This window comes from Streptomyces sp. NPDC060049, from assembly GCF_042736715.1.
Taxonomy (GTDB): domain Bacteria; phylum Actinomycetota; class Actinomycetes; order Streptomycetales; family Streptomycetaceae; genus Streptomyces.
On the sequence record NZ_JBHWVV010000007.1, the window covers coordinates 249754 to 275846 of the forward strand.

14 protein-coding genes are annotated in these 26093 nt (G+C 75.1%); 2 read left to right on the forward strand and 12 right to left on the reverse strand.

Annotation, left to right across the window (positions count from 1 at the left end):
• Window positions 1–12: 12 nt before the first annotated feature.
• The 7 genes from ACFWBY_RS15710 to ACFWBY_RS15740 are packed head-to-tail and all read right to left on the reverse strand — an operon-like array spanning window position 13 to window position 17691.
• Window positions 13–1035, reverse strand: a complete 1023-nt coding sequence (locus ACFWBY_RS15710) for a galactokinase (RefSeq protein ID WP_385331446.1) — start codon at window positions 1033–1035, stop codon at window positions 13–15.
• Entirely contained in the window at window positions 1032–2966 is a 1935-nt protein-coding gene (locus ACFWBY_RS15715) for a class I SAM-dependent methyltransferase (protein ID WP_385331443.1), read from the reverse strand. The genes ACFWBY_RS15710 and ACFWBY_RS15715 overlap by 4 nt, the downstream gene beginning before the upstream one ends.
• A complete protein-coding gene (locus ACFWBY_RS15720) occupies window positions 2963–4138 on the reverse strand; it encodes a glycosyltransferase (protein ID WP_385331440.1) in 1176 nt (391 codons plus the stop codon). Before ACFWBY_RS15720 ends, ACFWBY_RS15715 begins: the two co-directional genes overlap by 4 nt.
• Window positions 4135–4989, reverse strand: a complete 855-nt coding sequence (locus ACFWBY_RS15725; protein ID WP_385331437.1) for an alpha/beta fold hydrolase — start codon at window positions 4987–4989, stop codon at window positions 4135–4137. The genes ACFWBY_RS15720 and ACFWBY_RS15725 overlap by 4 nt, the downstream gene beginning before the upstream one ends.
• A 7-nt stretch (window positions 4990–4996) precedes the next feature.
• Window positions 4997–5323 (reverse strand): acyl carrier protein, encoded by a 327-nt coding sequence (locus ACFWBY_RS15730; RefSeq protein WP_385331434.1) that lies wholly within the window; start codon window positions 5321–5323, stop codon window positions 4997–4999.
• A complete protein-coding gene (locus ACFWBY_RS15735; protein ID WP_385331431.1) occupies window positions 5313–9857 on the reverse strand; it encodes a beta-ketoacyl synthase N-terminal-like domain-containing protein in 4545 nt (1514 codons plus the stop codon). Before ACFWBY_RS15735 ends, ACFWBY_RS15730 begins: the two co-directional genes overlap by 11 nt.
• A complete protein-coding gene (locus tag ACFWBY_RS15740; RefSeq protein ID WP_385331428.1) occupies window positions 9850–17691 on the reverse strand; it encodes an SDR family NAD(P)-dependent oxidoreductase in 7842 nt (2613 codons plus the stop codon). Before ACFWBY_RS15740 ends, ACFWBY_RS15735 begins: the two co-directional genes overlap by 8 nt.
• Before the next feature lie 485 nt (window positions 17692–18176).
• Here ACFWBY_RS15740 and ACFWBY_RS15745 point away from each other — a divergent pair, with 485 nt between their 5' ends.
• Window positions 18177–19070, forward strand: a complete 894-nt coding sequence (locus ACFWBY_RS15745; protein WP_385331425.1) for a LysR family transcriptional regulator — start codon at window positions 18177–18179, stop codon at window positions 19068–19070.
• Between the two features lie 138 nt (window positions 19071–19208).
• On the forward strand, window positions 19209–20471 hold the full coding sequence (locus ACFWBY_RS15750) for a putative Ig domain-containing protein (protein WP_385331423.1): 1263 nt from the start codon (window positions 19209–19211) through the stop codon (window positions 20469–20471).
• Window positions 20472–20528: 57 nt separating this feature from the next.
• Here the strand turns inward: ACFWBY_RS15750 and ACFWBY_RS15755 are convergent, their stop codons facing one another.
• Genes ACFWBY_RS15755 through ACFWBY_RS15775 form a run of 5 tightly spaced genes read right to left on the reverse strand, consistent with a single transcriptional unit; the run spans window position 20529 to window position 25909 of the window.
• Window positions 20529–21413 (reverse strand): ABC transporter ATP-binding protein, encoded by an 885-nt coding sequence (locus tag ACFWBY_RS15755; protein ID WP_385331420.1) that lies wholly within the window; start codon window positions 21411–21413, stop codon window positions 20529–20531.
• Window positions 21410–22384 carry an ABC transporter ATP-binding protein gene (locus ACFWBY_RS15760; protein WP_385331417.1) on the reverse strand — a complete coding sequence of 325 codons (975 nt, stop codon included), beginning with the start codon at window positions 22382–22384 and terminating at the stop codon, window positions 21410–21412. Before ACFWBY_RS15760 ends, ACFWBY_RS15755 begins: the two co-directional genes overlap by 4 nt.
• Window positions 22384–23271, reverse strand: a complete 888-nt coding sequence (locus tag ACFWBY_RS15765; RefSeq protein WP_385331414.1) for an ABC transporter permease — start codon at window positions 23269–23271, stop codon at window positions 22384–22386. The genes ACFWBY_RS15760 and ACFWBY_RS15765 overlap by 1 nt, the downstream gene beginning before the upstream one ends.
• A complete protein-coding gene (locus ACFWBY_RS15770) occupies window positions 23268–24236 on the reverse strand; it encodes an ABC transporter permease (protein ID WP_385331411.1) in 969 nt (322 codons plus the stop codon). The genes ACFWBY_RS15765 and ACFWBY_RS15770 overlap by 4 nt, the downstream gene beginning before the upstream one ends.
• Window positions 24233–25909, reverse strand: a complete 1677-nt coding sequence (locus tag ACFWBY_RS15775) for an ABC transporter substrate-binding protein (protein ID WP_385331408.1) — start codon at window positions 25907–25909, stop codon at window positions 24233–24235. Before ACFWBY_RS15775 ends, ACFWBY_RS15770 begins: the two co-directional genes overlap by 4 nt.
• Window positions 25910–26093: the final 184 nt, after the last annotated feature.

A 26093-nucleotide genomic window follows, 5' to 3' on the forward strand; every position in this document is an offset into this window, starting at 1 on the left:
GGGTGAGTGGAGTCATTGCTCGCGCCGGGCCGCACCGGCCACGGCGATATTCAGGAACCGGGGCACGGGCCGCCCCCGGTCGCGGAAGTCCTCCGCGACCGCCGCCCGCACCGCCGTCAGCCGTGCCTCGGGCAGCAGCACCAGCACGCTCCGTCCGGGCCGCTGCCCGGGCGGCCACGCGCTCAGGGACCCGGCCCGGCGGGCGCGTCCCACGGCCCGGGCCAGGTCCGCAGCCCGGGCCGTGCCCCCGGAACTCCCGCGCACGGCCATCAGCACCAGGCGCGCACCGGATTCGGCCGGGTCGAAGGCGACGTACCGCTGTCGCAGCCGCCGGGGTTCCCGCCGGCGCGAACCCTGGCCCAGCAGAAGGGCCTTGCCGAGCCGGGCGAAGAGCGCACCCCGGCGCAGCGCGTCGTCGCCGTCCGGCAGCGCACCGGCCATCAGCCGGGCCAGCCGCGCGCGGTCGGGGTCCTCCCCCTGCGGCGTGTGCACGTCGGCCACCGCCAGGGCCACCGCGCAGTCGGCCGCCTCCGCCGTGGCCAGGCCGGCGGCCGGGGTGAGGGAGCCCTGCAGGTGCAGGTCGGTGCCGCCTCGGCCGTATCCGGCCCGGGCCAGTGCGCGGAGCAGGGCGTACGGGCGGACGGCCCAGTCGGGGGTGGCGGGGGGCGGCCCGGACAGGGTCAGCGGCAGGTCGCAGCTGTCCGCGGGATGGCCGAGGGAGCTGAGCCGTACGAGCCCGTCGCTACGGGGCGCGGCGGCGGCCGCCACCGGCCAGCCCGCGGCCGCGACCAGGCCGGGCGAGCCCAGGTGAAAGGTGTACGGGGCACTCCAGACGGCGGCCGGGGGCCGGCCGTGGGCGCTCTCCAGGGCATAGGCGACGAGGCGGAAGAGCGGGTCGGCGGTGGCCCGGCGGGCGAGGTCGGCTCCGGCGGGGGCGGGGGCGGGGGCGGGGGGATCGGAGGAGACTGCGACGGCGCCGTCGGTGCCGCCGCGGGAGGCTCCGCCCCCCGCGGCGGGGGCGGCCGCGCCCGTCACCGCTCGTCCTTGCGGGCCAGCATCCGGTAGGCGTTCCCGCCGTCCGTGCGCCGGGCGACGACCGTGCGCACCCCGTCGAGCACCGCCGCGGCGGCGAAGCACGGCAGCGCCGCCACCCGTACGGCGTGGCCGAGGGCACGCCGGCCGGGCGTGGCCGGGGAGGCCCACGGCCGGTCCGGGTCCGGGGCCAGCCGCGTCGCGGTCAGGGCGACCGCGCCGAAGAAGTCGTTGCCCTGGTGGGCCGACCCGTGTTCCTCGGCGAGCACGGTGAACCCGCGGTCGGCCAGCGCCTCGCGCAGGTTCGCGGAAGGGATCAGGTGCTGGTGCTGCGGCTGGAACCAGGGCAGCCAGGCCGGGCCGAGGAGCCGGGCCATGCGCGACTGCGGGTCGGGGAGCTCGATGGCCAGATGGCCGCCGGGGACCAGGACGGCGGCCGCCGTGTCGAGTTCCGTGAGCGGGTCCCGGGTGTGCTCCAGGTAGTGGTACATGCTGACCACGTCGTACTGGCCGGCCAGTTTGACCGCGAACTCCGGGAACTGGCCCTGGTGTGCCGTCTCCACCCAGCCGCGCCGCTCCGCCCCGCGCACTCCGTCGCCCATGTCCAGCCCGTCGAAGCGGGTGTCCGGCCAGACGTCCCGCGCCGCGTTGCAGAAGTGGCCGTGTCCGGTGCCGACGTCGAGCCAGGACACCGGGTCGGCATGGGGGCGGAGCATCTCGGCGCGGCCCCGGTAGGCGGCGCCCAGCCGCCCGAAGACCGTGGCCGCTCCCTCGCCACCGCGGCCGTCGTAGAAGTCGCGGTAGTAGAACTCCAGACCCTCCAGGGTCAGTCGGGGGTTCTGGAAGACGTGGTCGCAGTCGGCGCAGCTCTCCAGGGTGAACCGTCCGGGCTTGGCCTGGAGCAGATCGGGCACCCGGACCCGGACGGACAGCTGGTCGGAACCGCACCAGGGGCAGTCCGGGCGGCGCGGTTCGAGGAAGCGGTCGGTCCCGGCGGACAGATCGGCCCGGTAGGTCGCGGCCCGGACGGCGGCCCGCGCGAGGTCCCCGCCGCTCTCGGGCGCGGCGTCCCGGACACGCCGGGAACGCGTCGTGGCGGCGGCCGTGCGCAGGGCCGCGCCGAGGGAGCGTACCGGCCGGGTGGCCGTGGCACGGGCGAGATCGGCGGGGCGCAGCGGAGCCCCGGGCCAGCCGAGGGCCAGGTAGGGCTGGATCCAGTACAGTCCGGCCGCGGCGGCTCCCCACCTGCCCTGGCGCACGGCCGCGCCCGCGAGCAGCGCCAGCCCGGCGAGCTGCGCGGCGGCCAAAGGCCCCGGTGGCAGCCCCTGGGCCCGGAGTTCACCGGCGCGCGCCGCCCCGGCGGCGTCCGGCGCCGGTCCGCAGCTCAGGGCCGGTGCGACGGCCAGTCCCGTGGCGTCCGCCGCATACTCCTTCAGACGCCGGGTCAGTGCCAGGAGTTCCGCCGGACCGCGGTACGGCTCGGCGGGATCCACTCCGGCCCGCGCGAGCACGTCTTCGGAGACGAGCACGGCGAACCCGGCCCCGCGCCCCTCGCCGAGCCGGTCCTGCCGGTAACCGGCGGGATCGACGAGCCGCAGCAGTCCCAGCGCCCGTTCGGTGGCCAGGTCCCCGGGCAGCAGGTCCAGTACTGCCAGCCCTTCCCGGTCGGCGTGCGCGCACGCGGCGAGGAACGTGGCCGCGTCGGGCTCGACGCCTGGTGCGGCGAGCAGGCGCCAGCCGGCGGCGCGCGGCACCCCGGCGGCCGCGGGCCCCGTCATGGGAGCGGTCATGGGCAGTACCGGGATCGCCCGCAGCCGGCGGGCGGCGCGCACGGTGCCCGCGCCGAGCGCGGCCAGCAGCACCACGGAGGTCCACGGGACGCGGGGAGGGGAGGCGGAGAACGGGGGGACGGGAGGGATCGCGGAGCGCGTCATATGAGTTTCTCCAACCGGTCGGCCGCGGCGGCGGCCCCGCCCGCGGCGGCGAATGAGGCCTGGATCCGCCGGGCGCCCCGGCGGTGTAGTGGTTCGTCCAGGACGGCGGTCAGCGCGTCGCGCAGTTCCTCGGCCCTGGTCCTGCCGAACCGCACCCGCACCCCGGCCCCGGCTTCGACGACCTGCCGGGCGACGATCGGCTGGTCGTCGCGGATCGGCGCGACCACCAGGGGCAGCCCGTGCGCGAGGGCCTCGCAGACGGTGTTGTGTCCGCCGTGGCAGACCACCGCGTCCAGGTGCGGCAGCAACTCCAGCTGCGGAACGCTCTCCCGCAGCAGCACGTTCCCGGGTACCGGCCCGACCAGGGAGGAGGGGGCCGCCAGCACCAACTGGACGTCCTCACCAAGCCGTTCGGCCGCCTCCAGTACCGCGGCGTAGAACCGGCCGCCGGCTTCCTGGTTGAGGGTCCCCAGTGATACGAGCACCCGGCGCCGCGCCGGGTCCAAACGCTCCCAGGGGAACCCGGGCGCGGGCGGCCGGGCGCCGAAGGCCGGGCCGACGAAGGCGTAGTGCGGCGGGAAGTCCTCGCCCCCGCCGACGAGTTCACGGCTGGAGAACACCAGGACCAGCCGGTCCGAGAACCGCGGATCCCCACCGGGGCCCGCCGTGTCCCAGTCGGCCCCGCACTGCGCGAGCAGCCCGCCGATCTGTGCGGCCACCCACTCCCCTACCTTCGGGAAGTCCGCGAAGGGCCGGGTGAGTTCGGCCGAGGTGCTGGCGGACGTCACCCACGGCACGCCGAGCTGCCGCGCGACCACCGGGCCGGCGAGGGCCTGCTGGTCGGCGACGAGCACGTCCGGCTCGAAGGCGCGGACCGCTCGCGTGACACCCGGCACCATCGCCGTGGCCAGCGGTACCAGCGCCTCTTCCCACAGGAACCGCAGCGCCCCGACCCCGCGCAGATCGCGCCAGCGGGCGTGCAGCATCGCGTACCCGCCGCCCGCCTCCTCTCCGGCGGGCAGGATCCGGGCGTGGTCGGGCAGCAGCCGGGTGAGCGCCCCGGGGGGACCCGTCCAGGCGACCTCGTGTCCGCGGGCGGCCAGTTCGGAGCCGACCGCCACGGTCGGATTGACGTGCCCCGCCAGCGGCGGAACCGTGAAGAGCACCTTCATGGGACCAGCACCCCCGCCCGTCGCCGCGCCGGGGTCGGCGCGGCCGCCGTGGCCACCGTGTCGAGATGGGCGAGTACGGCCTCCCGCAGCGCCCCGCTGCTCTCCTTCAGCACGTCGTGCCCCAGACCCGGCAGGATCCGGATCGCGGCGACGTTCGGGGCGTGGCGGGCCAGTTCCCGGGCGCCGGGCACCAGTTCGGAATGCTCGCCGCAGACGATCAGGACCGGGCAGCGCAGTCCGGCGTAGTCGTCCGGGGTGAAGGTGCGGCTCGCCGCGATGTCGTCGATGAGCGTGGTGCGGTTGAGCAGGTCGTCCGCGATCGCCGTGAGGTTGGCCGCTTTGCGCAGGCGCAGGGTGCGCAGCTCGTCGGGTACCGGACTGTCCTCGAGGCTGAGGGCGGCGGCCGACAGGGTGTCCACCATGTTCTCCACCCACGCTCCGCTGAGCGGTGGTTCGAGCAGCGTGAGCCCGGTGACGCGGTCGGGCCGGGCGAGAGCGGCGTGCAGCGCCAGGGTGCCTCCGTAGCTGTTGCCGACCAGGTGCACGGGGCGCCGGCCGAGGCCGAGCTCGCCGAGCAGGCCGAAGAGGTCCCCCACGGCGGTGCGGCTGTCGTAGCCGGTGGCCGGCCGTTCGGTGCGGCCGTGGCCGCGGAGGTCGTAGAGGACGACCTCGTGCCCGGCCCTGGCCGCCGGGACGGCGAGCGGGCAGTAGAAGGAGGACAGGTTGTCGACGACCAGTCCGTGCAGGAAGACCACGACGGGGCGGTCCGGACGGTCACGGCCGGACGCGCCCGGGCCGGCCGGCAGTTGCTGGACGTGGAAGCGGACCGAGTCCGCCGGGACGAAGGCCATGGCGGGATCAGCCGTCCGACGCGGGCGCGGCGGCCGTGGCGGCCGAGACCCGGGCGAGGGAGGCGTGCGTGATCCGGCCGATGTGCGTGACGAGTTCGCCGACGGACATCGCGAGGATGGCGTCCATGTCCTTCTCGGACAGGAAGCCCATCAGGTCCACTTCGGCGCCGTAGCGGTGGTGGAGCAGTTCGGCGAGGGCGACGAACTCGATGCTCTCCAGGGCGAGGTCCTCGTTGAACGTCGTCTTCATCGTGACCTCGTCCGCGAGGAGGAACTCGTCACCGACGATCTCCACGAGCATGCCCGTGATCTCGGCGAGGATGTCAGCTGCCATGACTGGTCTCCGTGAGGTGGAAGGGGACGGTGGACGGAGCCGCGCGACGGTCGGTCCAGGCGACGACGTGGTCGAGTGGCGCGTCCGCGAGCAGGGTGGTTCGGATCGGGTACGGGTGTCCGTCCGGGGACAGCACCCGCAGTCGGCCGGAGCCGGGGTCACCGGCCGCCCGCCAGTCGCGCGGCCGGCCGCCGAGTCCGGTTCCCGCCGCTTTGGCCGCTGCCTCCTTGGCGCACCACAGGACCGTGAGGGCGGCCGGCAGACCGGTGCCGTCGTGGGCCGCCAGCCCTTCGGCCAGGGCGAGTTCGCCGGGTGTCAGCGCGACGCGGATCAGCGCGTCCGGGTCGGTGGTGACCGGCTCCACGTCGATGCCGACCGGCTGGTCGCGGTGCGCGAGGGCGACCGCGATCCGGTCCTTGTGGGCGATCGTCAGCCGGACCCCGCGGGCCAGGGCGCCCTGCGCGACGGGCCGGCCGGCCGGGTCGTTGCCGACCGGCACCTCCACCGGGAAGACCGGCCCGGCTCCGCCGTCCCACAGCAGTTGCCGCAGCGCGTCCTTGGCGGCGATCCGGCCCAGCAGCCAGGGTGCCCGCGCACGCGGCGCCAGCCGCTCGTACGCCGTGCGCTCGGCGGCGCCCAGGTAGCGGCGCATGACGAGCTCCTGCGACGCGGGGTCGGTCCAGCGGCGACGGGCCAGGCACCAGCCCTCGGGCTGGGGTTCGCCGATGCCGCAGACCTCCGGGGTGAACTTCATCGGCCAGACCCGCTCGTCGGCGCCGAAGCGGCGGTACGTCCAGCCGTCGATCCGGGCCCACACCTCGCCGTCGGCCCGGCACAGCTCGAGGTCGCCGCGCACGGTGACGTCGCGCACCTCGCGGATCCGGGCCGTGGCGGCGACGAGCTCGTGCGGGGCGGGCGGGGGCCCTGAGAACCGGATGCGGTCGACGGCTGCCGGGAAGACCAGCCGGTCCACCGGGAGCCGCAGCTGCATCCAGTGCCCGAACAGCTGACCGGCGGCGTCGAGCAGCGCGCCGGGGTCGGGCAGTGCCCGCAGCACTCCGCGGATTCCGTCCGTGCCCACGGCCCGCACCTCGTGCACGCCGGCGAAGCGGGGGCCGTGGAACATCCAGCGGTCCCGGTAGAGCGCCTCGGCGCTGACGGGGGCCGGTCGCGGGTCGTGCAGGGGAGTGGGATCGGGCCCGGGCAGGCGTCCGTACCGCTCGCCGAGGAGGACGACCACGTCGGCGTAGTCGCCGAGGGTGACGCGCGTGCGGCCGGGCCCGTCGTCCCGCACGGTGACCTCGACGTCGAGGGCCGGTTCGACGGGGAGCCACCGCAGGGCCCGTACCCGGTCGTAGCCGGTGACGGCCAGGCCGGGCGGGGCGTGCCGCAGTGCGGCTCCGGCCGCCAGCTCCAACGTGGTCGTCATGGGCACGACGGGGAACCAGTCCGATTCCTCCGCCCACCCCTCGGGCTGCAGGTACACGCAGTGGTCCCGTACGTAGGGCAGCGCGGCCAGCGACAGCCGCAGGGTCTGCTTCCCGACGCGACCGCCCGGAGCGGTCTCGGTGAGGACCGCGTCCAGCGCGGAGAGCAGGACGGGGCGTGAGCCCGTGGCCGCCGGGGCGGCGGGGGCTGCGGGGGCGGGAGCCCCGGCGCCCGGCAGGAGGCCGCTCAGGGCCGTGCGCGCCGCCTCCCCCAGTCGGACCAGCGGCGACCCGAGGTCCAAGGGCACGGCACGCCCCGGCGCGGGCGGTCCCGTCGGGGCAGGCCGGGCGGCCGGCGCCGTGGCCGCCCGATCGGCGACGTCCTCTCCCGCCGGGGACAGCCGGTCCCAGCGCGGGGCGTGCCCCTCGGCCCACAGGGCGGCGCAGGTGCGCCGGAGGGCGGCCAGGCCGGGGAGGCGCGGGGAGGAGGCCGACACCGAGAGGTGGGGGCGCTCGCGCAGGGTGTCCTCGACGAAGCCCGGCAGGGTGCCCGGGCCCAGCGTGACGAAGCTGCGGACGCCGGCGTCCTCGTACAGCCGGAGCGTCAACTCGCGGAATCGGACCGGCTCCAGGAGATGGCGGACCACGAGCGACCGCACCTCGTCCTGGGCCGGGGGGAACGGCGCGCACGTGGTCGCCGACCAGAGGGGCAAGGTGCTCGGCCGCAGCGGCAGCCGGCCGAACGCGGCGCGGACCTGACCGAGGTAGGGCTCCCACATCGGGGTGTGGAAACCGGAGCGGAAGGGGAGTTCCTGGCCGAGCACCCCCTCTGCCCTCAACCGTGCCAGCGCGGCGGCGACTTGGGCCGGCTCCCCGCATATCACCGACTGGTGCGGGCAGTTGTCGTGACTGACCACCACACCGTCCAGGCCGTGGAGCCCCGCCTCCGCCCGCCGGCTCCCGCACCCCAGCGCCGCGTAGACCAGGTCCGGCACCTTCAGCGAGCCAGGGCGCAGCGACTCGAGGAAGGTGTCGACCGCGTCCTGCGGATACATCCCGGCCGCGACCATCGCCGCCCACTCCCCCAGGCTGTGCCCGGCCAGCACATCGGCCTCGACCCCGAGTTCCGGCAGCACCCGGGCGAAGAAGCGACCCGTCGCGATCGCGTCCAGGGCCCGCTCCACCAACTCGCCGCCCCGGCCCAGCCGGGGCCGCTCCAGCCCGAGCCGGTCCGCCACGTCGTCCAGCGCCGGAGTGAACTCCGGTTCCAGGCCGGGGAACAGGAACGCCACCCGGCCGCCCAGCGGTTCCGGTGCGAACCACACGTCCCCGCGCCCCCGCCAAGCCCGTCCGCGTGCCACCACCTTGGCGGCCAGCGCGAGCCGCTGGGGCGTCGGCCCCACCACGGCGAGCCGGTACGGCCCCTCACCCCCGGATCGCGGGGAACCGCTCGTCAGCCGGACCGACAGTTCCGCCGCGTCGGCCGCCTCCATCAGGAGTACGTCCTCCCGCGCGTCCGCGTCCGCTCCCACCGGCGCGGCCGAGCCGCCCAGGGCCAGGAACCGCCGGCCGGGCGCGACCGGGCGCACGGAGCCGGGAGCCTCCTCCAGCACCACGTGCGCGTTGATGCCACCGAAGCCGAACGCGTTGACCCCGGCGCGGCGCGGAGCCTGCCCGCGTTCCCACGGCCGGGCCGTCGTCACCGGCCGCATACGCGTCCGGGCCAGGTCCGGGTGCGGCTCCTCCAGGTGCAGCGTCGGCGGCAGCACCCCCTCGTGGACCGCGAGCGCGGCCTTGATCAGCCCGGCCATGCCGGAGGCCTGCATGGTGTGGCCGAGCATCGACTTGACCGAGCCGAAGCCGATCCCGTCTCCGGCTCCGTCTCCGGCTCCGTCTCCGTCTTCGGCTCCGACGGCGTCTCCGGTCCCGCGGGCGGTTCCGCGTCGGGTGCCCTCCCCCGGGGCTCCGAACACCGCGGCCAGTGTCTCCAGTTCGGCCGCGTCACCCACGGGTGTCCCGGTACCGTGCGCCTCCAGGAGTCCGAGCGCACCGGGCGCGCGCGGGTCCAGGCCGGCTTCGCGCCAGGCCCGTTCCAACGCCCGCACCTGGCCCGCGACGAGCGGGCTCATCAGGCTCGCGGCCCTGCCGTCCCCGGCCACGCCCGTACCGCGGATCACCGCGTAGATCCGGTCGCCGTCCCGCTCCGCGTCCGCGAGTCGCTTCAGCAGCACCACCCCGGTTCCCTCGGACAGCAGGGTCCCGTCGGCCCGCCGGTCGAAGGGCCGGATGCGCTCGCTGGGGCTCAGGGCCCGCAGCTGCGTGAACACGCTCCACAGGGTGGCGATGTGGCAGTGGTGCACGGCGCCGGCGACCACCGCGTCGCAGCGCCCGCCGGCCAGCAGCCCCACCGCCTGGTCCACCGCCAACAGTGAGGACGCGCACGCGGCGTCCAGGGTGTAGGCGGGGCCCCGGAAGTCCAGCCGGTTCGCCGTGCGCGCGGCCGTGAAGCTCGGCACGAGTCCGATCGACGCCTCCGGCCGCTCCGGACCCAGGGCGTCCTGGAAGGCCGAGCGCACCGCCGCGATCCGCCGCTCGCCCAGCTCCGGCGCGAGTTCCCGTAGGGTCTGCGCCAACTGGTGTGCCGTACGCACCCGTTGGTCGAGCCGCGCCGTGGCCACCCCCATGAACCCGCCGCGCCCCAGCACCACCCCGATCCGTGAGCGGTCGGCCGGCAGGCGGGCGTCGCCACCCGCGTCCGCGATCGCCTCCGCCGTGGCGTGCAGGGCCAGCATCTGATCCGGTTCGGCCCCTTCGACGGTGGCCGGCATGATCCCGAACCGGGTCGGGTCGAAGGCCGCGAGCCCGTCCACGAAGCCGCCGCGCCGACAGTAGAACCGGTCTCCGGCCGCCGGTCCGCTGGCGCCGTCCGGGTCGTAGTACACCTCGGGGTCCCAGCGCCCGGGCGGCACGTCGCCGATGCAGTCCGTGCCGGCGAGGAGGTTGCGGCGGTACGAGGCCAGGTCCGCGGCGCCCGGGAACACCGCGCCCATCCCGACGATCGCCGCGTCGGTCGGCCGCGGGCCCCGACCGCGCCGCCCGTCAGCCACGCCCCTCACTCCCCTCGGCCATCAGGACCACCTGTACGTCGCTCCCGTGCGCGAGCTCGGCGAGGAACGCGGCGCCGCCCGCGTCCGGTTCGATGAGCGGGATGCCGCGCCGGGCGTAGGCGCGGGCCAGTTCGGGACTGACCATCCCGCCCGCCTCCGCGGCCCAGGGACCCCAGTCCACGGAAAGCACCCGGCCCGGGAAGGACTCCGCCCAGGTGTGGGCGAGGCCGTCGAGCGCGTCGTTCGCGGCGGCGTAATCGGTCTGGCCCCGGTTGCCGTACACCCCGGCCACACTGCCGAACAGGGCGAGGAAGCGGGGAGCGGGCGCCGCTCCGTGCTCGGCCGCCGCGGCGGCCAGATGGCGGGCACCGGCCACCTTCGTCGTGAACACCCGGGCGAAGACGTCCGGTTGCTTGTCGCGGAGCAGCCCGTCGTTCAGCGTCCCGGCTCCGTGCACGATGCCGTCCAGCCGACCGTGCCGTGCCCGTACGTCGGCCACGACGGCCTTCACCGCCTGCTCGTCCGTGACGTCCGCGCAGTGGTAGCGGACGGAGGCGGCCACGGCGGCGAGGGCCGACAGCGTGCCGCGCACCTCGCGCTCGGCGAGGATGCGCGAGGCCGCGGCCTCGATCTCCGCCGGGGTGCGCAGACCGGTGGCGATCAGGGCCGCGCGCAGGGCGACCCGGTCGGTGGCGTGCCCGAACTCATCGGCCTCGGGCGGAGGTTGCGGGGTACGTCCCATCAGCTCTACGTGGCAACCGGTGGCCCGGGCCAGCGCGAGGGCGGTCCGGGCGGTGATCCCGCGGGCCCCGCCCGTCAGCAGGACGACTGAGCCCCGGTCGAGCGGCGGCGGTCCGTCTGCGGGCGCGAGCGGTGCGGGCACCGGCCGGCGCGTGACCCGTACCCCCTCGGCGGTGTACCCGACGGAGGCGGGGGCGGAGGATCCGGGGTCCTCGACGGTACCGGAGGCTCCGGTGGGCCCGGTGGGCCCGGTGGGAACGGTGGGAACCGGGAGCCCGCAGCTCAGCTCGGCGAGGACCTGGGCCGCGATCCGTTCCGGGTCCTCCTTGGGGTGGACGTCCACCGCGCGGATCAGACTGCCGGGGAATTCGAGCGCGGCGCTGCGGGCGAAGCCGTGCACGCCGGCTCCGGGGGTGCCGCCGTGCACGGTCACGAGGAGGAGCCGTCGCACACCACCGGTCAGGGCCCGCTGCAGCCCGGGAAAGGCGTCGGGCAGGACGGGCTCCGTGCCCGGCCGCAGGGCGGACAGGTCGAGGACCGCGTCGAACCCGGCTTCCGCTCCGGCGAGTTCGCGTACGTCCGCTCCCCGGGCCCGCAAGGCCTCGGTGAGCGCGGGCGCGACTGCCTGGCCGTCCCCGACGAGGCCGATCCGCAGACCCCGGAGAGCCTCCGGGTCCGAGGCCGCCGGGGGCAGGGGCAGCAGGTCGACGCGCAGTCGGCTGACCGTGGCTGCGGCCGTGGCCGTGGCCGTGGCCGGCCGAGGGTCGCCCGGGGCGGGCCGGGTGGGAGCCGGGGGCGCGGTGTGGGCGGTGACCCAGTCGACGATGCCGCGCAGCGTCTTGATCCGGGACAGCTCCTCGACCGCGGACTCGGCTGAGCCTCCCGGGTCCTGCGGGAGGCCGATCCGGTCGGCCAGGGCGCCGATGATCTCGACGCGCTTGATGGAGTCGATGGACAGGTCCGCCTCCAGGTCCAGCCCGGGATCGAGCATGTCCCTCGGGTATCCGGTCCGGGTGTGGACGATCTCCACGATCACGTCCATCACCTCCTCCGACGACCGGGGGGCGCGACCGGGGGGTGCCGTCGCCGCGTCGGCCGGGGCGGCTCCGGGCACCGCGGCACCCGGAGCGGCAGGCCGGCTCCCGGACGCCCCGGGCCCGTGTTCCGCGGCCGCCGGAACCCCGTCGTGATCCGCCGGCCACGAGCCGCCTGCACCTCCGGCCGGACGGACGCCCTCCGACCCGGCGGCCAGGCCCGCGCCCTGCGCCCCCGCAGGGCCCTGGCCGGCGGCCAAGCCCCAGGCCGCGCCGTACTGCTGCCCCTGCACACCCGGGCCGGGGCCCATGCCCGAAGCCGCAGCCGCGTACGGCGGACCTGCAAGGCCCTGAGCAGCAGCCGAGCCCCAGGCCGCACCGTACTGCTGCCCCTGCACACCCGGGCCGGGGCCCATGCCCGAAGCCGCAGCCGCGTACGGCGGGCCCGCAGGGCCTTGGCCGGTGCCCAGCGGTTCGAAAGCGGGCCGCCACGGGCCCGCGCCGGCAGCGAGGCCGGGGAGCGGGACCGAACCGGCCGGGGTCTGCCCCGCGAGCGGGTCCGCGCCGGCCCCGGGCCGCGGCGCGACCGGCGCCGCCGAGCCCAGCCAGCCCAGCAGGACGTCCCGCTGCGCCTGGACCAGTTCGCGCGAGCCGCGCAAGTACTCCAGGACCACCTGTTCACGGCCGTCGGCAGCACCGGGCCGGTGCGCGCCGGCCACCGGCATGCCGCCTTCGCCCCGGATCAGGTGACCGTCCACCCACCCGACGCCCGGGCCCACCGCACCGGAACCCGAGCCCGCGACCTCGCTGCCGGAAGGGCCGGGCATGCCTTCGACCGCCGGAACCCAGCGGCCACCGGCAGCCGAGTAGCCGCCCGCGGCCTGGACGAAACGACCGTCCACCCACCCGTAGAACTCGCCCGTCGCACCGGAATCCGATCCCGCGGCCTCGGTGCCGGACGAGCCGGGCGTCCCTTCGACCGCCGGGGGCCAGGAACCTCCGGCCGGGTCGCCGTTCGTGGCCTGGACCATCTGATGTCCTCCCATGTCGTCTGCTGCCGCGTACCGGAGGCTTCCGGAGGCCCGGAGCCCGTCCACGGCGTGGGTCCCGCGGCCGTTCACCCGCTCGGCGGTCGTTGCGGGAACCGCGGTCGCGGACACCGCCGCGGAGATCCGGCGGGCCGGGCGGAGGCCGCCGGCGACCGGGGCACCGTCCGACGTGCGGACGAGGTGGCCGTCCACCAGCCAGCCCGGGCGCCGCGGAGCGCGCTCGGGGAGCCGGGAGGTCCGGCCGCGGAACAGCGCCTCCGGCGCCACGGACACGCCCGCCGCGGCCAGTTCCGCCAGCGCGGTGACCAGCCGGACCAGCCCGTGCTCCCCCGGTACGTCCAGCGGGACCACCGTGTGCGGCCGGTCGTGCAGGATGCGGCCGACGAGACCGGACAGCACACGGCCCGGGCCGGCTTCCACGAAGGTCCGCACGCCTGCGGCGTACATGTTCTCCACCTGCTCCACGAACCGGACCGGCTCGGCCACCTGACGGGCCACCAGGCCCCGTACCTCCTGCGCGGACTGCGGGTACGGGCCGGCCGTCGTGTTCGACCAGACCGGGACGGCGGCCTCGGCCAGTGCCGTCCCGGCCAGCTCCTCGGCGAGGGCAGTCGACGCTCCCGCCACCACCTCGCTGTGGAACGCGCAGGCCACCGGGATCGGCTCCGCCGACAGGCCGGCCTCCCGCAGTGCCGCCACGGCCCCGGACACGGCGGAGGTCGGCCCGGATATCACGCACTGCCGGGGGGCGTTGTGGTTCGCCACGACGCAGCCGGAGCGCTCGGCGATCGGCCGCACCTCGTCCGGCGCGGCCGTCACCGCCGCCATCGACCCGGGATCCGCCCCGGCGGCGGCCAGGATGGCTTCGGCCCGGCGCGCGCTCAGCCGCAGCAGGCTCTCCGCGTCCCACACCCCTGCCGCCCACAGCGCGGTGAGCTCGCCGTAGGAGTGCCCGGCCACGCAGTCCGGGCGCACTCCCAGGGTCCCGAGCAGCAGGTGCGCCGCCGAGCCGGCCAGGCCCAGCGCCGGCTGGGCCATCCGGGTGTCGGTGACGGCGGCACGCTGTGCGGCCCGCTCCTGCGCGGTGAAGGCCGCCGGGGGGAACATCGCGGAGGCCACCGCGCTCGGCGCGGTCTCCAGCAGCTCCCGCAGTGCGGGGAACGCCGTGAACAACTCGGCGAGCATTCCGGGGCGTTGGCTGCCCTGCCCGGGGAACAGGAAGGCGACCTGGCCGGGGTCCGCCTGCTCCTCCCGTACGTGGACACCCGCGCCCGGGGCGAAGGCCCGCGCCCGTTCCAGCCGGGCGGCCAGCTCGTCCAAGTCGGCGGCCACGACCGCGACCCGCACCGTGCCGGGATCGGCCGCGACCTCGGCGGCGAGGTCGCGCAGCGCCCACGGGCGCCCGGCCGCGTCGTTCTCCTCCAGCCTGGCGGCCAGCCGCGCCATCGCCCGGCCGGCGGCGCGCCGGTCCGCACCGCGGAAGCAGAACAGCTCGCCCGGCCACTCCTCCAGAGCGTGCCGGGGCTCCTCGGCTCCGGCGTAACCCGTCAGCACCGCGTGGTAGTTCGTCCCGCCGAACCCGAAGGCACTCACCCCCGCGATCCGCCGCTGCGCCGGCGCCGTCCACGGCCTGGGCCGCGTGTCGAAGGAGAACGGGCTCGTCTGCGCCTGCCACGCCGGGACGGGCCTGTCGATGTGCAGGGTCGGCGGCCGAATCCCCGAGTGGACCGCCCGGGCCGCCTTGATCAGCCCGGCGAGGCCGGCCGCGCACTTGGTGTGCCCGATCTGCGATTTCACCGACCCCAGCGCGCAGGCTCCCGGTGTCGCGCCCGCCTCGATGAACAGTTCGCTCAGCACGGCCAGTTCGGTGCTGTCGCCGACGACGGTTCCGGTGCCGTGCGCCTCGACGAGGCCGACTTCGCCGGGGCTGATCCCGGCCCGGGCGTAGGCCCGTTCCAGCGCCCGCCGCTGCCCTTGGGGCCGGGGCGCCGTCAAGCCGAGGGAGCGTCCGTCGCTGGAGGCCCCCACCCCCTTGATCACGGCATAGACGCGGTCGCCGTCGCGTTCCGCGTCCGCGAGCCGCTTCAGGACGAGCGCCCCCACCCCCTCGCCGAGGGCGATGCCGTCGGCGGCCGCGTCGAAGGGCCGGCAGCGTCCGCCCGGGGACAGCGCGCGGACGGAGGAGAACAGCAGGTAGTCGTTGATCCCGTTGTGGACGTCGGCGCCGCCGCACAGCACCATGTCGCTGTCGCCGGCCATCAGTTGGCGGCAGGCGAGGTCGAGGGCGGCCAGCGACGAGGCGCAAGCGGCGTCGACCGTGCAGTTCGCACCGCCGAGGTCCAGCCGATTGGCGACCCGGCCCGCGATGACGTTGGCGAGCACACCGGGGAAGGAGTCCTCGGTGAGCCGCGGCAGTTGCTCGTCGAGCTCGGGGGGAAGTTCGCCGAGGTAGGCGGGGTGCAGCGCGCGCAGGCCGTAGGCGCCCGCCAGTTCGGTGCCGGCCTCCGCGCCGAAGACCACCGAGGTCCGGGACCGGTCGAACTCCCTGTCCTTGCCGTACCCGGCGTCCGCCAGGGCCCGGGCCGAGATCTCCAGGGCCAGCAGCTGCACCGGTTCGATGCCGGCCAGCGAGGCGGGCGGGATGCCGTGGGCGAGGGCGTCGAAGGGCATCGGGCCGAGGAATCCGCCCCACCGGGACGGGGTCCGCTCGCCGGCCCGCGCCGGATCGGGATCGAAGTAGAGCGCGGGATCCCAGCGGTCGGCCCGTACCTCGGTCACCGCGTCGTTCCCCGCCAGGATGCCGGCCCAGTAGGCGGCGAGGTCCGGTGCGCCGGGGTAGGCGCAGGCCATGCCGACGATGGCGACGTCCAGCGGCGCGGGCGGCGGCGCGTCGTCCGCGGCCGCGTCGAGTTCACGGGCCCGGTGCCGGAGCAGCTCGGTCGCACCCTCGGTGACCTGGGCGTGCAGCGCGGCGATCGTGGTGGTCCCGGAGCGCAGGGTGGCGGCCTGGCCGAGCATGAACAGGCCCTCGGCGTCCTGCTGTTCCCCGTCCACGGGCTCCAGGGCGGAGCCGCCCGCCCCGCGCCGCAGCCCTTTGCTGGCGATCCGCAGCCGTCCCAGGTTGAGGCGCTCCAGCTCCTCCCACACTTCGCGCGGTTCGGCTCCGCCGTCCTGGAGCCGCCGCCGGGTCGCTTCGAAGGTGTCGACGTACGGTGTCGGCGCGCACCGCGTGGCGTGCCCGGGCGCGGTGTGCAGCAGCACGGTGTCCGTGCACTCCACCGCCGCGCGCTGGAAGCCCGGCAGTACCGCGCCCGCCGCCACCGCCTCCTCGGTGAAGAGGTAGGCGGTGCCCATGAGCACCCCGATCCGCGCGCCGCGCTCGGCGAGTGGCGCCGCGGCCGCCGCGGCCATCGCGGCGGAGCGCTCGTCGTGGATGCCGCCGGCGAACAGCACGTCCAGGGCGGCGGGTTCGCCGCACGCCAGCAGCAGCTCGATCTGCTCCTCCCAGAGGGGGAACGAGGCGCGCGGACCGACGTGTCCACCGCACTCCAGCCCCTCGAACACGAACCGCCGTGCTCCCTCGGCGAGATAGCGCTCCAGGAGCCCCGGTGAGGGCACGTGCAGATGGGTCCGGATCCCGGCCGCCTCCAGCGGGGCCGCCTGCCCCGGCGTACCGCCCGCGATGATCGCGTACGGGGGACGCGCGGCGGCTACGGCCGCCAGCTGCTCGGCCCGCAGTTCGGCCGGGGCGAAGCCGAGCAGCCCCACCCCCCAGGGCCGGTCTCCGAGCCGCTCGGCGGCCTCGGTCAGGAGCCGGCGCACCTCCGGTCCCTCCATCACGGCGAGCGCCAGGTAGGGGACCCCGCCCCCGGCCGCGACCGCTTCGGCGAAGGCCGCCTGGTCGCTCACCCGGGTCATCGGCCCCTGCGCGACGGGGAGCGGCTGCCCGGGGTCGCGTCCGCCTCCCAGCGGCCGGGCGCGTACGACGGCCTCCAGATGCCCGGTGACGGCTGCCCGGACGGCTTGGAGAACGCCGCCGGTCGTCCGGTGGCGCGCGGCCAGCCTGGCCGCCGAGGCGCCGTCCTGCCCGGCCGGGAGCAGCTGTGTCCGCAGGTCCCGGGCGCCGAGCAGGGTCGCGACGGGCCCCTCGGGCGTGGTCAGGTCGGGGCGCGCGTAGACCCGGTGGCCCTCCACGAGCCGGGTCTCGGAACCGTCCATGGCCCGCACCGCGGCGGCCACGTCCGCGGGCAGCCCGGCTTCGCCCTCGGGGGTGAGGGCCAGTTGTACGTCGAGCAGCACGCCGCGGGCTCCGCCCGCGACGGCCGCGGCCGCCGTGTGCGGCCCGATACCGCCGAAGGCCCGTACGGGTACCCCGATCGCGGGGTCCGCGAGCAGTTGTTGGAGCAGTACGAAGGTGGTCGCGCCGCCAACCCGGCCGCCGGCCTCGTGCCCCTTGGCCACGAGTGCGTCCACCCCGGCGGCCACGGCCGCCCGGGCCTGCGCCGGATCGGTGACCTCGGCCCAGACACGGGGCCGCCCGTCGGCCGCCGCCCAGCCGGCGACGCTCTGCGGAGTCTGTGACGCGGGGTCGGCGAGGAGGACCGTGTCCACTTCGGCCGGCAGCTCCCCCGGCCCGATCGGGCAGCCCGCGGGCACCCGTACGCCGTAGCGGCCCTCGCCGAGGCGGCGGGCGAGTTCGCCGAAGCCGCGCCGTGCGCGTCCTTCGTTGCGGCCGAGGTCCAACAGTCCGAGGGATCCGGCGCGTTCGGCGGCGATGACGATCCGCGCGTTGGGCTCCTCGAACGGACTGACAGCGACGACCAGCCCGCGGTCGGCGGCAAGGGACCCGCCGGACCCTTGGGGCGGCGGGGCCTGCGGGGACGGCGCGGCCTGTGCGACCTGGGAGACTCGAGGGGGTCGCCCGGCCCGCGCGGAGCGCCGTGCCGGTGGGTGCTGCGAGGGCTGTGGGGACGGCTCGGCCTGCGGGGACGGCTCGGGCTGGGGGGACACGGGCGCTCCTCTTCCAGTGCTGTGAGACATGGCGCAGTGCAAGGCGGAAGACGGGGGGAGAGCGGCGGGCGCGGTGCCGGCCGGGCTGGGAGCAGTGGTGCGCGACGCGCGGACCGACCGGTCGATCCACCGGGGCGGGGTTGAGCGGTGGTCAAGTTCCCCGACGCCGCGATGCATCGTGCGGTCGCGGCCCCGCACTGTCAACGGCCAAACGGAATACGCCGCTTCCCCCCGCCGACGCCCGCGGACCGCTCGGGCGACCGCCCGACGACCCCGTCCGCGCCCTGCCCGCACCGAGTTGACCTGCGGTGTTGCGGCCCGAGCGGCCCGACCCGGTGCTCGGGCCGACGTACCGTGCGGGGGCCGCGGTCATGCCGCATGGGTATGGCTTGCCACCCGCCCAGCATGAACCCCTATGCGGACGCAAGCAGTTGTTGACCCGACATGGTCTTACAGGTGCACCCTCACGCGGTTACCGTCCGGTCATGACCCCCACCCTCGCGCAGCTCCGCTACCTCGTCGCCGTCGCCGACTGCCGCTCCATCACCGGCGCGGCCGCCTCGGTCTTCGTCGCCCAGTCCGCGCTGTCCCGGGCCGTCCAGGCCATGGAGCGCGACCTCGGCGTCGACCTCCTCGCCCGCCGGGGACGGGGGGTGGACCTCACCCCGGAAGGGGCCCGGGTCGTCCGGCTGGCCCGCACGGTACTCGACGCGGTGGACGCGATCGACGACATCGGGACACCGCACTGCAAGGGCGGCCGGGCCACCCTCACCCTCGTCACCACCCCCACCTTGGCCCTGGACCTGGCCTCCGAGCTGGTTCCGGCCTTCACCGGGCGGCACCCCGGGATCGACGTAAAACTCCACCAGTACGACAGCCGTGAGGCTCTGGTCCAGGAACTGGGCCAGGGGCGGGCCGAGTTGGGTCTCGTCGACCTGCCCGTCGACAAGGAGCTGTCCACCCACCACATCCAGGAGCGCGAGGTGGTGCTCGTCTCGCCGATCGGTTCGCCCCTGCCGGACCCGATGCCGTTCCGCGCCCTCGACGGACTGCCGATGGTCCTGCCCACGCCGGGGACCGGCCGGCGCACCGAGATGGAGGCCATGTTCAGCTGCCTGGGCGTGCGCCCGGTGCCCTGTCTCGAAGTGGACGAACGCCTCGCCTGGGTGACGGGCGTGACCGACGGCCGCGGGTCCCTCATCTGGTACCGCGACGTGGTGGCGAGGGCCTTCGGCAGCAGGGCGGAGATCCGTTCCTTCACACCGCCCCTGCTGCGTCCGGTGGGCATCGCGCACGCCCGGCGGCCGCTGAGCCGGGCGGCCCGCGCCTTCATCGCGCACGCCCGGCACAACTCGCCCGTACGGGAGCCGGCCCGCTGAACCGTTCGAGCCAAAATGGGCCGCACCGAGCGGAAGACCAGCCGCGGCTGCCAGACATGCCCGTCCGGCATTGAACGATGCTCGAACGGCGGGCCGTTGTCCTGGCGCCTTGATGTGGCGTCCCCTCACATGGTGGGCATGTCCCGACTACGCCTCTCACCCCCACGAACCGCCGCCCTCGCCACAGCGGTCCTCGCCATGGTCCTGCCGGCCGCTGCCTGGATGGCCGGGTCCGCCGCCGGCGCCGCTCCCGCCGCGGCCGCGGCCGCACCACCGGCCGGTTCCGCCCTGGTACCCGAGCGCGCGTGCACCCTCCCCGCGGGCCTGGCCGAGCTCAGCGGGCTCGCCGTGAGCCGCAAGCACCCGGGCGTCCTCTACGCCGTCAACGACAGCGGCAACACCAACCAGGTCTTCGCCATCGACTGCGGCTCCTCCTCCGGCCGGCTCCTGGCCACGCTCACGGTCTCCGGAGTGGGCAACACCGACTGGGAGGCGCTCGCGATCGGCAGGGACGCCGCCGGCGGCCCCGCGATCCTGGTCGGCGACATCGGCGACAACTTAGGCGGCCGGGCCGAGATCACCGTGCACTCCTTCGCCGAGCCCGATCGGCTCGCCAACGCCTCGGTGACACCCACGACGTACCGCTTCGCCTACTCCGACGGCAAACACGACGCCGAGTCCCTGCTCGCGGACCCGGTCACCGGCCGGATCCACATCGCGAGCAAACTCATAGGGGCGGCCGGCCAGGTGTACCAGGCCCCGCTACCGCCGGTCCCCGGGCAGCTCAACACCCTCACCGCGGTCCGGCCGGCCCCGGTCTTCGCCACCGACGGCGCGTTCTCGCCGTCGGGTGCCTCGTACACCCTGCGCAGCGGCGGGCCACTGGGCGCCAACACGGCCTCCGTGTACGACACCGCGGGCACCAAGCTCGCGGACGTCGCCCTCCCCGCGCAGTCGCAGGGCGAGACGGTGACGTACGCCGACTGCACGAGCCTGCTCGTGGGGTCGGAGAACGACACCCAGATCTGGCGTGTTCCGCTGCCTCCGGAGGCCGCCCCGGGGTGCGGGGGCACCCCGACGCCCACGCCCACGCCCACGCCGACGCCGACTCCGACACCCACGCCGACACCCACGCCGGGTGGTCTGAAACTGGCCGACCCCGGCCCACAGGCCTGCAAGTTCAACCAGAGCTGCACCGTCCAGCTCACCACCACCGGAGGAAGGCCCCCGGTCCGCTACTCCGCCACCGGACTCCCCTGGGGCCTGGCCCTGGACGCCGCCACCGGCCGCGTCACCGGCAAGCCGTGGGCGATCGGCACCCTCCAGATCACCGCCACCGCCACCGACTCCGCCGGAGCCACCGCCGCCGCCACCTTCCCCCTCACCGTCAACTGGTTCTGACACGGAGACGGAGGCGGACACGGAGCAGGGGCGGGTTCGTTCCGCCCCGCCCCTGCTTCACACCGCCGTGGTGCCGCTCAGTGGATCCAGTTCGCGCCGCCGGCGGCTGATCGAGTCGGGGTCCCAGCCGGGACGGGGCACGGATGCCAGCAGCAGCCGCGTGTAGGGGTGGTGGGGGTCGGTGAGCAGCTCGGAGACCGGACGGTGCTCCATCGTCAGGCCCCGGTACATGACGAGCGCCTCGTCGCAGACGTAGCGGACGACGGCCAGGTCGTGGCTGACGAAGACCAGGCCGATGCCGGTGTCGCGGCGGATGTCGGAGAGCAGGTTGAGCACCTGCGCCTGCACGGACACGTCCAGGGCGGACACCGCCTCGTCCAGCACCAGCACGGCCGGTTCGGCCGCCAGCGCCCGCGCGATCGCGGCGCGCTGGCGCTGGCCGCCCGAGAGCCGGCGGGGCAGGGCTGCCGCCTCGCGGTCGCCGAGGCCGACCTGGGCCAGCAGTTCCCTGACCCGGGCGGCGCGCGCCGTCCGGTCGGACATTCCGTGCAGCCGGAGCACGGCGTCGACCGTCCCACCGATGCTGATCCGGGCGTCCAGGGAGAGGTAGGGGTCCTGGAAGACCATCTGGACGGCCTTGGCCCTCGCGAGCCGGGCCGGCCTCCCCCGTACGGAGGCCGCCAGCGGCTTGCCCTGTACGAGGATCTCTCCCGCGTCCGGGCGTTCGAGGCCGACCAGCATCCGGGCCGTGGTGGTCTTCCCGGAACCGGACTCCCCCACGATGCCGAGCGCCCCGCCGGCCCGCACGGAGAACGACAGGTCGTCGACGGCGACGACATCGGTCGCGCCGGAGCGGTAGGTCTTGCGCAGGCCGCGCACACTGAGGAGTTCCGGGGCGGTGTCCGTCCCCGGCTCGCTGCCCGTTCTCGGTTCGGTGGTCAACTGTCCTCCTTGCGGGTGAGTTCGGCGACGCGGTGGCAGGCGACTTCGGCCGGGCCGTGCCGATCCAGCTCCGGCGGGGACTGGTCGCAGAGGCCGGGTTCGGCGAACCGGCAGCGGGGTGCGAAGGCGCAGCCGGGCGCGGACTCCAGCAGCCCCATGGGGGCTCCGGGGATGGGCGTCAGGCGGGCCAGGGGGCCGACGAGCGGCGGGGAGGATCCGAGCAGGCCCGCGGTGTAGGGGTGCCGGGGTGAGGCGAAGAGTTCCGCCACGGGAGCCGTCTCGACGATCCGTCCGGCGTACATGACGTAGATCCGGTCGCTGACGGAGGCCGCGAGCTCGATGTCGTGGGTGATGAGGAGGAGTCCGAGGCCGCGTTCGCGCTGGAGCCGTCCCAGGATGGCGAGGATCTCGGCCTGGGTGCTGACGTCGAGCGCGGTGGTCGGTTCGTCGCAGAGCAGCAGCCGGGGTTCGGCGGTGAGGGCGGCGGCGATCACGACGCGCTGGAGCATGCCGCCGGAGAGCTCGTGCGGGAACTGGTTCAGGTGCCGTACGGGGTCGGGCAGGCCGACCGCGTCGAGCAGTTCGGCGGCCCTGACGTTCGCCCGGGCCCTGGACCAGCCGTGCACCAGGCGCAGCGGTTCGGTGAGGAAGTCCCCCACCCGGCGCACCGGGTTGATGGCCGCCCGCGGATCCTGGTAGATCATGGCCGCTTTGTTGGTGCGCACCTCGCGCAGGCTCGCGGGGGCGGCGCCGACCAGGTCGATCCCGTCGACCCGTACCCGGCCGCCGATCTCGGCGCCCTGCGGGAACAGGCCGAGGGCGGCGCGGGCGGTGACCGACTTGCCCGAGCCGGATTCACCGACGAGGGCGACCACCTCCCCGGCGGCGACGGTCAGACCGACCCCGTCGAGGACGGGCCGGGCCATCGCGGGGAGGGTCACGCTCAGGGCTTCGTATGCGAGCAGCGTCATCAGGAGTCCCTCCCCGCGAGCCGGTCGCCGAGGTCTTCCCCGACGATGTTGAAGGCGACGACGACCAGGACGACCGCCACGGCCGGCGCGATCGCGGACAGCGGCTGGCCCTGCAGGAGGGCCGCCTGCCCCTGGTTGATCATGGCGCCCCAATCGGGGGTGGGCGGCTGTACGCCGAGCCCGAGGAAGGAGAGGGCGGCGAGGTCGAGCAGCGCGTAGCCGAAGTTCACCGTCGACTGCGCGAGCAGGGTCGGCGCGATGTTGGGCAGCAGCCTGCGGACCATGACGTACAGGGCCGAGTGGCCCTGCACCTGGTAGGCGGCGATGTAGGGCCGGGACTTCTCCTGTACGGCCAGGCCCCGGACGAGGCGCGCCGTGTAGGGCATGTAGGCGATCGCCATGGCCAGGACCGGAGCGGTCATCCCCTTGCCGAACAGGGCCACCGCGAGGATCGCGAGGAGCAGCGCGGGGAAGGCGAACAGGACGTCGAGGACCCGGCTGACGGCGGTGTCGATCCAGCCTCCGCGCCAGGCGGTGAACAGGCCGACGGCGACACCGAGGACGGTGGAGAACAGGACGACGGCGAGCGGGCCGGCCAGGCTGGTCCGGGTGCCGACGAGGAGCGCCGAGAAGGTGTCGTGGCCGCCCTGGTCGGTCCCCATCCAGTGTTCGGCGCTCGGCCCCAGGAGGGTGTCGCCGAGGTGGCCGAAGGTGGGGTCCTGGGGTGCGATCCAGGGTCCCAGCAGCGCGACCAGTACGAACAGGACGAGGAGCAGCAGGCAGGTCCGCTGGAGCCGGCCGCCGCCGAGGCGGCGCAGTCGGGCGAGCCGGTCGGGCCGGGTGCGCGGGACGCGGGGCTTGGCCCCGACTTCGGGAAGTGTGCTCATCGGGCGCTCCCCGCCGCCGCCGTGCGCGGATCGATCAGCGGGTGGACGAGGTCCACGAGGGCGTTGACGACGACGAACGCGGCGACCACCAGCAGCACGATGGCCTGGACGACCTGGAAGTCGAGCTGGTCCACGGACTGCACCAGCAGGGAGCCCACGCCGGACATCCCGAAGGCGGTCTCCACGATCGCGGTGCTGACCAGCATGCCCGAGACCAGGAGCGCGGAGACGGTGACGATCGGCCCGAGCGCGTTGCGCAGGACGTGGCGGCGGATGACGGTCCGGCGCGGTGTCCCCCGGCTCAAGGCCACTTCCACGTGGTCGCGGCGCAGCTCGTCGAGCATCGCCGAGCGGGTCACGCGGGTCACCAGGGCGGTGAAGGTCACGGACAGGGCCGCGGCGGGGAGGATCACGTGGTGGAGCCGGTCCATGACGCCCTCGCCGTTGCCGATGGTCGGGAACCAGCCCAGCTGGACCCCGAACACCGACCTCAGCAGCAGGGCGGCGACGAAGGCGGGCGCGGCCGCGCCCACCGTCACGAGCAGCATGAGGGAGCGGTCGGTACGGGAGCCCCGGCGCAGGGCGCCGAGGATGCCGGAGCCGAGGCCGAACACCGCGATCATCAAGCCGGACACACCGATCAGCAGCATGGACGAGGGCAGACGCGACCAGATGACCGAGCCGACGTCCTGGTGGAAGAGGTAGGAGCGGCCGAAGTCGCCGTGCAGCACCCCGTCGAGCCAGTTCCCGTACCGGACGAGGAAGGGGTCGTCGAAGCCGTACTGGCTGCGGATCGCGGCGAGTTCTTCCGGGCTGGGACTGCGGCCCTTGATCAGGAAGCTCGCGGGGTCCCCGGGCGCCATGAACAGGGAGGAGAAGACGAGGAAGGAGGTGACGAGCAGGGTCGCGGCCATGCCGGCCAGGCGGCGCAGCACCCGTCCGGCCCGGGCCACCGCGGCCGTCATCCCTTGGCCCCGATCTCGGCCGCCCACGGGTAGTAGAGGTAGGCGATGGACGGCTGGACCCCGGTGATCTTCTTGCCGAGGAAGACGCTGACGGGCTGCGTGTACAGGGGCAGCCAGGGCAGTTCCTTCATGGCGATCTTCTGGGCCTCGGCGTTGGCGGCCGCGTGCTCGGCGGGGTCGTAGGCCGCGATGGCGCGGTCGACGGCCTTGTCGAAGGCCGGGTCGGACCAGTTGCCGTAGTTGCTGTAGGCCCCGGTCTGGAGGGAGCCGTACATGTCCAGCGGGTCGGTGATGGACGTGTACCAGAAGGTGAGGAAGAGGTCGATGCCCTCGCGTGCGGCCGGGTCGGTGAAGAGGGTCGTGTACTTCTCCGCGGAGACGGAGTCGATCTCGGGCTTCAGTCCGATGGCCGTGGCGGCCTGGGCGACGGCCTGCGTGATGATGGTCGTCTGCGAGTCGAGCGGGCTCGTCGCGATGACGATCTTCTGGCCGTTCACTCCGGCCTCGGCGGCGAGCGCCTTGGCCTTGGCCGGGTCGTACGGGTACTTCGGCAGGTCCTTCAGGAGCGCTTCGCGGGTCGCGTCGGGAGCGTCGGCCCAGAGGTTGTCGGTGACGAGCGAGTCGGAGACCTCGCCGACCCCGCCCGCGCCGGCCTTGACGATGCCCTTGCGGTCGATGGCCATGAGGAGGGCCTGGCGGACCCGGGCGTCGCCGAGGGGGCCCTTGAGGTTGCCGACCACCTCGTTGGCGACGGTGGTGTTGCGGCCGAAGTAGAGCGTCCCGGCCTGCGTGGAGCCGAGCTGGGCGTAGGCGTTCGGCGGGACCATCCAGCCGCCGTCGACCTCACCGCTCTGGAAGGCGTTGACGCGGGTCGTGGCGTCGGCGAGGAAGACGAACTTCACTTCGCCGGACTTGGCCTTCAGATCCTTGTTCCAGTAGTCGTCGAACCGCTTGAGCGTGAGCGACTGGCCGGAGGTCCATGAGCCGAAGGAGAACGGGCCGGTGCAGTTCACGCCGGTCTGCGGATTGCCGTAGTCCTTGCCGGACTTGGCGAGGGTGGCGGCGGACTCCACGGTGCCGGGGCTCGCGGCGAGGTACTTGTTGAAGGTGGAGTCGGGCTGCGCGAGGGTGACGGTGACTTCCAGCGGCCCGGTGCGGTCGACCGCGGTGACGTTGCGGAAGGGGTAGGCCCAGACGCTGGCCGTCTCGGGGGCGAGGTTGCGGCGCAGGGAGGCGACGACGTCGTCGGCGGTGAGCTCGGTGCCGTCGTGGAAGCGCACGCCGGGGCGGATCTGGTAGACCCAGGTGGTGGGCGTGGGGTTGCTGTAGGAGGCCGCGAGGTTCGGCGAGGTCGTCAGGTCGGGGTTCCAGCGGAGCAGGCTCTCACAGACGTTGGAGAGGATCTGGTTCGGCGGGTAGTCGAAGGCGTAGGCGTAGTCGATGGAGGTCGGTTCGGCGAAGATCGACCACGTGAAGGAGTCCGTGTTTCCGGCGGCGGCGGGCGTCTTGTCCGTGAGCCGGTAGGCGGTGGCCTGGTCCTTGGCCTGGTTCGCGGTGCCGCTGCACGCGCTCGTGACGAGCACGGCGGCCGCGGCGAGGGCCGCCGCCAGGGTGTGGCGGACGCGGCTGCGGCCGCTTCGGTGCAGTGGGGATCCCGATCGGGCTGGTGACATCGTCTTGCTCCCTGAGGGATGAGCTCGGTGGGGTGGGTGACGCTCGGCCGATGGCGGATCGGCCGGTGACGCTCGGCCGGGGACGGCTCGGCCGGTGACGCTCGGCCGGTGGCGGATCGGCGGGTGACGGCTCGGCCGGGGACGCTCGACCGGGTTCGGCGCTGTCGGCGGCGCCCGGCCGGTC